This window comes from Cupriavidus sp. 8B (assembly GCF_054589115.1).
Window position 1 is genome coordinate 1 of record NZ_BAAILO010000585.1, and the last position, 7,162, is coordinate 7,162.

At 63.9% G+C, this 7,162-nt stretch carries 6 protein-coding genes; all 6 read left to right on the forward strand.

The window, feature by feature from the left end; all coding sequences use genetic code 11:
- On the forward strand, nt 1-700 hold a 700-nt coding region (locus ACYP5B_RS49010), incomplete at its 5' end, for a recombination directionality factor (protein ID WP_459574704.1).
- A 145-nt stretch (nt 701-845) separates the two neighbouring features.
- A complete protein-coding gene (locus tag ACYP5B_RS49015; protein ID WP_459574705.1) occupies nt 846-2,252 on the forward strand; it encodes a metallophosphoesterase family protein in 1,407 nt (468 codons plus the stop codon).
- 161 nt (nt 2,253-2,413) lie between these two features.
- A complete protein-coding gene (locus ACYP5B_RS49020; RefSeq protein WP_459574706.1) occupies nt 2,414-2,932 on the forward strand; it encodes a hypothetical protein in 519 nt (172 codons plus the stop codon).
- Nucleotides 2,920-5,241: an SMC family ATPase gene (locus tag ACYP5B_RS49025; protein ID WP_459574707.1), complete on the forward strand. Its 2,322-nt coding sequence runs from the start codon at nt 2,920-2,922 to the stop codon at nt 5,239-5,241. The genes ACYP5B_RS49020 and ACYP5B_RS49025 overlap by 13 nt, the downstream gene beginning before the upstream one ends.
- A gap of 65 nt (nt 5,242-5,306) precedes the next feature.
- Nucleotides 5,307-5,459 (forward strand): hypothetical protein, encoded by a 153-nt coding sequence (locus ACYP5B_RS49030; RefSeq protein ID WP_459574709.1) that lies wholly within the window; start codon nt 5,307-5,309, stop codon nt 5,457-5,459.
- A gap of 77 nt (nt 5,460-5,536) precedes the next feature.
- Nucleotides 5,537-7,162: adenine nucleotide alpha hydrolase family protein (locus ACYP5B_RS49035; protein ID WP_459574710.1), on the forward strand; the 1,626-nt coding region annotated here is incomplete at its 3' end.

Sequence of the window (7,162 nt, forward strand, 5' to 3'; positions counted from 1 at the left end):
TCTGTATTTTTGCGTCCCGGAGATAAAGGGCCTCGGCCTGATCGAGTTGCCCACCACCTCCATCTATGTGCTGCAGAAGGCGTACGCCGCAATGCAAACGGTGGCGATGGCGCGTGGCGGCCGGCTCGCAGGCATGCACTTCTGGCTCTCGAAGAAGGCGGTCGACATTACCCGCATCGGTGAGGATGGCCTGCCGATTCGGCAGGAGCAGATGCTCACCATGCTGGATGCGGAGATCGATCTGGGCGCGCTGCTGGATAGCGCGGATCAGATGGCACCGGCACTGGACGCGGCAAGCAAGTCGGTCGCGTTGCTAGAAGGCGCAATGCCCGCAGGTGATGGGCCTTCCATGGCGCCGCTCGTCGACATCTCTGGCGCAATGCCACTGGAGCGTGAACGGGCTGCGACGCCCGCGTCGACACCGGTCGCTTCGCCGATGCCCGCACCGATGCCGACCGCGGCCGATCCCGAGGACCGAGAGAGCATCCTCGCCGACCTCGCCGCCCGCCTTGGTATGTCGGTAGGGCAGGAGCGCATGGATCTGCTGACCTTTGCCCGGATCGAGTACGGTCAGGGCTGGACGAAGCGGCCTAAGGACGTTGACAGCATGATTGGCGAGATGCAAACCGCGCTGGCCAACCCGCTGGCCTTCCGTGAGCAGGTGCGCTCCCGCGTCCTCGAAGCCACACAGCCTGTCTGACGATGGAATAGGTGAACGGCGTGCAATGCGTCGTTCACCTCATCTTCCACTTCTGCCCCATTTCTTTTCACCTGTGGCCCAGCCGGGCCACGTTCTTTTGCCCGCGCGCCAAATCGGCGCACCATTTCCTTTGGAGAATCACATCATGCTCAACGCGAGTGAGAGCCTGCTGTTGGCTCACTTTTCTGATTTGCATTACTCGACCGGCAATCTGGACGAGGCGGATCGCTGCTTCGGCTTTGCCGTCGAACACGCGATCGCGGCCGGAAGTCAGGTCGGCGTCGTCTCCGGCGATTCGACCGATCATCGCCTGGACGCCCACACACCGGCGCTGCGCGTGCTGGCCGAGCGCATACGCCAGCTTTCCGAGCATATGGCGATCGTGATGCTGCAGGGCACCTTTTCCCACGAGCCGCCCGGCACGCTGGATCTGTTCCGCCTCGTTGGCAGTCGTCACCCCGTATACATTGCGGACCGTATTCACCAGGTCGCACTGCGTGATGGCGGGTTCACCGCTTCGGACGGTGCGCTCTTTACTCCCATCGAGATTGAGGCGTTGCTTGCCGACGGTATGCCGGAGGTGGTCTTCACCTGTGTGCCCACGGTCAACAAGGCCATGCTCGCTGCCGCTGTCGGCGCAAAGGAGGCTGCTACCGCAGTCGGCGACCATCTGGCCGCCTACCTGCACGCCGCTGGCACCGTGAACCGCACGCTGCGTGCTCGCGGCATTCGCACGTTGGGCATCTCGCACGGCACCGTCAACGGCTGCCAGACCGAGCACGGTGTGCCGATGGCCGGATTCGATCACGAATTCACCATCGGGGCGCTGTTTGATGCGGAATGCGACGGCTTCATGCTCGGTCACATCCACCGCGCCCAGCAATGGGATCGCGAGGGCCGGCTGGTGGCGTATCCGGGTTCGATCGGGCGCTTCCACTATGGGGAAATCGGTGACAAGACCTACCTGCAATGGCGCGTCGCGCCGGGGCAGGCCGAAACCACGCCCATTGTGACGCCCACTCGCGAGACCCTGTGCATTGACTTCGACGGCCCGCCAGACATGGCGGAGCTGGCTCGCGTCGCCGCCGAGGCGTCGGACAAGTTCGTGCGCATCCGCTGGGTCGTCGACGAAGAGCACCGCCAGGTGGTCGATCGGGACGCCATCGGCGTTTTGTTCCTCAAGGCGACCGAGGTGAAGCTGGAAGGTCGGGTTTTGCCTGCCGTCCGTAGCCGCGCCGAAGGCATCTGCCGCGCCGCCAGCCTGTCGGAGAAGGTCACGCGATGGGGGGAACTGACCCAAGTCGATACCAACCCGTTGCTGGATCGTCTGTCGATGCTCGAGCACGCGGACCCGCAGGCCATCGCGGACCTGGTGCTGCAGCAACTGGAAAGCGCAGGCACGCCATCGCAGATGCCGATGCCATCGGAGCCTGTTACGACACTCATGCCGGAAAAGACTGAGGTTCCCGTGCCCATTGCGAGGCAACCCGGCGCGCCGCCCGCGGCGATGGACTGGCTCAGCGACGACCTGTTTGCGGAAGCCGCCGCCTAACCCTTGAACGTGGCCAAAGCCATGTTCCGAGAGCCCTCCGGGGCTGTCGAAACATCGTTTTACCCCGCGTCCTTCGGACGCATCGACCGTTGTTTCATCTCATTGACCCCTGACGGGTGCATCCCGTCCGGGAATGCACTCGGTCTCCTTTGGAGTGCATCATGATGCTTTACCCTGCTGGCCCGGACTGGGCCCACACGTTTGAAACCGCACTAGGCGCGTCTACACTGGCCTCTCGCCTTGCGGACGCGCACGGCTTCACCCGCAGCACCCTGTTCCAGCCGTTCGGCGCAGGGCGCGGCACGGTGATCGCCAAGCGCGACCATCTGTTGGTCCTCGCGGTACACGCCGCAGACGACCAGCACTGGTACGAAGTGACACCGTCGCTGGAGATGCAGAACCTGCTCTGGTCGTTCTCGCATGGCTATGCCAGCCAGTGGAGCGCGCTGGAACTCAGGGCGCTCTGTGGCTGCACCGCTTGGCCGGACGTGATCGCGCTGGCCCGCCAGCAGTTCGCCGCCGCCGTGCGCTCCCTGGAGCGTGTGTTGTCGGGCCTGCCCGAGCAGGATGCCGCCGCGGTGGCCCCAGATATGCCGTTCTATGACGGCGATGTGATGGAGCTGCCCGCCGATTACCTGGCTTCCATGACCGGTGCGGAGGTGTCCGAATGCGCCCGCTGAAACTCACCTTGACCGGGTTCCACGGAGTCCGGGACGGCATGAAGCGCGACAGCGTGACGCTCGACCTCGCGAACCTGCCCACTGGGCTGATCGCGCTGGTCGGCCCTAACGGTGCCGGCAAGACTACGCTGATGGACAACTTGCACCCGTATCCGCTCATGCCGAGCCACGCCTCGAAAATGTCCGCGGATGCGTTCTCCTACTGGGATCACCTCTGTGGCACCCGTGGCGAGAAGGATCTGGAATGGGAGCACGCCGGCACGCAGTACCGTTCAGCGTTCGCATTCCGTAATCCGGGCAAGAGCCGCAAGGCCGAGTACTACCTGTTCCAGAAGGGCGCCACCGGCGACTGGGTACCGCTGCAACTGCCCGACGGCACGCTGTCGGACGGCAAGGCGGATACCTACAACCGCTGCATCGAGGCGGTGCTAGGCTCGCCCGAAGCGTTCTTCACCAGCGTGTTTTCGGCGCAGAACCGACGCCCGATCGCCAGCTACCAGGCCGGCGAGATCAAGAAGTTGCTTGCCGAGTTGCTGGGCATCGACCACCTGCGCGATCTGTCGGCCAAGGCCGGCGAAGTTGCAAAGGGGCTGGGCCGGCATCTGGACACCCTGCAGCGCGACCTGGTGGGCTTGTCCGCCCAGCGCGAGCGGGCGGGGCAGTTGGCACGCGACATCGGCTCGACCGATGAAGCCTTGACCGGGGCGCGGAGCGATCGCGATGCGAAGACTGCCGATGGCGCGAAGCTCCTGCAGGAGCGAGCGACACTGGCAGCCAAGCAAAGCGCAAGCGCGGCTACCGAAGCGCGTCTGCGCGAACTCAGGCAACGGGAAACCGAACTGGGAGCGCGCCGGCGGCAGTTGGATGCTGACCAGCGTGTCGCGGCCACCCGCGCTGCCACGCGGCGCCGGGAGTTGGAGCAGCTGATCGCCAGCCGCAAGCTGATGCTGGCCGAAGGGCCGGCGATCCTCGCGGCCGCCGAGCAGCGCGACGCCTTGCAGATGACCATTGGCCAGAAGCAGGGCGACTTCGCCACGAAGCAGCAGGCATTGAGCCGGTTGGACGCGCAGCAGGCACAGCATGCCGCGCTTTCGACTGAGTTGCAGGGGCTGGAAGCGCGCGGAAGGTCCGCCGCCCAGTTCGCCACCTCGTTGAAAGGCCAGGCCGATGTCATTGAGACAGTGCCATGCCGGGCCGATCCAATGCACAGCACCTGCCCGTTGCTCGCGCAGGCGCGTGACGCCAAGGGCAAGCTGGCCGAGCAGGTCATCCTCGTGAAGGATCTGCGGACCAGCTACCAGGCGAAGCAGCAGGCGATGAAGCCGATGGCGGAAGCCCTGGGTGAGTTGCCTGCCCAACGCGCCGCCCTGGCGGCCTTGCAGACGGCACTGGCTCGCGATCAGCAGGAATTGCAGCGGCTGACCGCTCTCGCTGCCAAGAAACCGATGTTGGATGTGGCGCACGAAGGGTTGGCGCAGGCCGAACGCGACGTGACCGCTCTGACTGACGAGGAAGCGACCAGCACGGCCCGGTATGACCGGGACGTTGCCGAAGCCGAGTCGCAGCTGTCGGTGGTCCAGCGCGAGTTGTCCGGGCTGGCAACTGAGGACGTCACCGGCCTCATCGCCGCCTTGGACACCCGCTTGCGACAGAGCCGCGAGGCAGTGGTTGCGCTGGATGCCCGGATCGAGGCATTGATCCGCCAGCAAACCGGCCTTGCGACCGAGCGCGAGCGCGTGGAGTCGGTCCTGTCCGGCCTGCCTGCGGTACAGGGCAAGGCGGATCGGCTCTCCGACGAAATCGCGCAGTGGAAGCTGCTGGCGAAGGCGCTTGGCAATGACGGCGTGATCGCGCTGTCCATCGACGACGCCGGTCCGGCGCTCACGCGAATCGTCAATGACCTGTTGCTCGCCTGCTACGGAGCGCGATTCACCATCGCGATTCAGACGCAGACGACGCTGGCCAGCGGCGAGAAGCGTGAGGGCTTCGAGATCGAGGTCAATGACGCCGACCGGGACAGCGTGAAGAACTTCGCGTTGCTGTCTGGCGGGCAGAAAATCTGGATCAATGAGTGTTTGACCCGTGGTATTGCGCTCTACCGGGCGCAGGACTCGGGTCAGCCCTTCCAGACGCTGTTCACGGATGAGGCCGACGGCCCGCTCGATCCGGAGCGCAAACGCGCCTTCATGCAAATGAAGCGCGAGGTGCTCCGTCAGGGCGGCTATGAGCGGGAATTCTTCATCTCCCACACGCCTGAGTCGGTGGATGAGGCCGATGCAGTGATTGACCTGGTGGCGCTCGCTGCCTAGCTTTTGTCTTTAACCCGATGGGGCACGCCCCATCGGGGATGCCCTGTCCCCGTACAGGGCATCCCATGAAACTCGCGAAATATCTCTTCCTGCTTTACCTCGTCCTGCGCGTGCTGGCCGCTTGTGATCATCACACACGGCCGGTAAGCAAGGAGCCGATGCGGCGACCCGTCGTCTATGCCATTGGCAGTCCCATCGTTGCAGCCGCACTCGGGTGACCCCGGCCCCCGGGCCATTCTTAATCTTCGGCGCTCCGTAAGGAGCGCCGTTTTCTTTCCTACGAGAGGCTTCTACCATGAGCCAAACCATTGAGCTGTTCCCACAGGGCACGCACGCCCCCATCGAGCAGAAGATAGACCGTGCCATCGGTGCGATCCTTCGTCTGTTCCAAGCTGCGCATCCCGTGGTCATCGCCTATAGTGGGGGCAAGGACAGTAGCGTCGTGGCAGCGTTGGTGCTGCACGCGGCGTTGCTGCACCGCGCCGCCGGGGGCGAGCCGCTGGTGATCGTCACCACAAGCGATACAAAGGTCGAAAGCCCCGAAGTTAATCTACATTACCGGGCTGAACTGAAGCGGATGCGCGCATTCGGAGACCAGCACGGCTTCACGGTCATTGCAAAAGTCGTCGAGCCGCAACTGGCGTCCACCTTTCAGGTGAAAGTGCTGACCGGGCGGGCGCTGCCAAGCTTCCCCGGCTTGCATGGAGACTGCAGTTTTGACCTAAAGATTGGCCCACAACGCGCCTTCCGCAAGCAGCTATTCCGCAGTCTGGCTGAGCGCGGCGCGGCCGCTCCTGTCACCTGCCTTGGTACCCGCTTTGATGAAGGTGCACGCCGCGCAAGCAACATGCGCCAACGTGGTGAGTCTGCGGAACGCCCGGCCAGCAACAAGGATGGTGAACTCGTGCTTAGCCCGATTGCTCACTGGAATTCTGATGCCGTATGGGAGGCCATCGCGCTGTATGGCGGGGGGAGCCGGCCGGGCTATTCAGACTTCGAGGAGACCAGGCGGCTGTACGCGCATTCGGTCGGCACTTCATGCGCCGTCGTCGCCGATGCAATCCTTGAGGGTACCTCAGGGCGCAAGCAGGGAAAGTGTGGCGCCCGCCTGGGCTGCCATGTCTGCCAAATGGCTGAGGACAAGAGCCTCGCCAACATGATCGCTTACGACGAGCGCTATGCGTACGCCGAAGGGCTGCAGCGACTGAATCGGTTTATCCGGAACACACGCTTTGACTGGCGCCGGCGGCATTGGGTCGGTCGCACCATCCGCGGTGGCTTCATCAAAATTCAGCCGGATACTTACCATCCGACCATGTTGCGGGAACTGAGCCGGTACATGTTGCAGCTCGACTATGACGAGCAGCAGCGCGCGAGCCGGGCAGGGGAGGCGCCTCGCTTCGAGTTGTTGCCACTCGACATGATTGTCGCCGTCGACGCGCTTCGTTCTTTGAACGGCGTGGCCAGGCCCTTTGCGATGTGGGCGGATTGGCGAGATATCCATCAACGCGGCATCCGATTCGACATTCCGGAGGTTCCGGCTGTCGCGCAAACGACGGTGCCAACCCCTCGCTTCCTTTACGTTGGGAACGAATGGGATGATCTCGCTCCGGCTGCAGAATGGACCGGCATGCGCGACCCGTTCATTGAAGCGATGACTACGGAATCGCCTTGTGAGCCGGAGATCATGGTGACGGCAGGGGGGCGGACTCTATGGAGACTGCCAACGGAACAGTCGTTCTCCGTGGATTTCGAAGCTGCCTGCATGCTCCAGGACTTTGAGCTTGACCGTATGCTGGAGACCCATGATATGGGTATCCAGCCTGGCCAGATCACTGCGGGGTACCGCTGGTACCTGCAGTACGGCTGCCTCACGCTGTCGCGCGCACAGCAGACCGAGCACGACGAGGTGTGCCGCCGC

Bases quoted from the DNA above. Each gene is read 5' to 3' on its own strand.
- ACYP5B_RS49015 (WP_459574705.1), top strand. From the start codon at position 846: ATGCTCAACGCGAGTGAGAGCCTGCTGTTGGCTCACTTTTCTGATTTG.
- ACYP5B_RS49025 (WP_459574707.1), top strand. From the start codon at position 2,920: ATGCGCCCGCTGAAACTCACCTTGACCGGGTTCCACGGAGTCCGGGAC.
- ACYP5B_RS49020 (WP_459574706.1), top strand. From the start codon at position 2,414: ATGATGCTTTACCCTGCTGGCCCGGACTGGGCCCACACGTTTGAAACC.
- ACYP5B_RS49030 (WP_459574709.1), top strand. From the start codon at position 5,307: ATGAAACTCGCGAAATATCTCTTCCTGCTTTACCTCGTCCTGCGCGTG.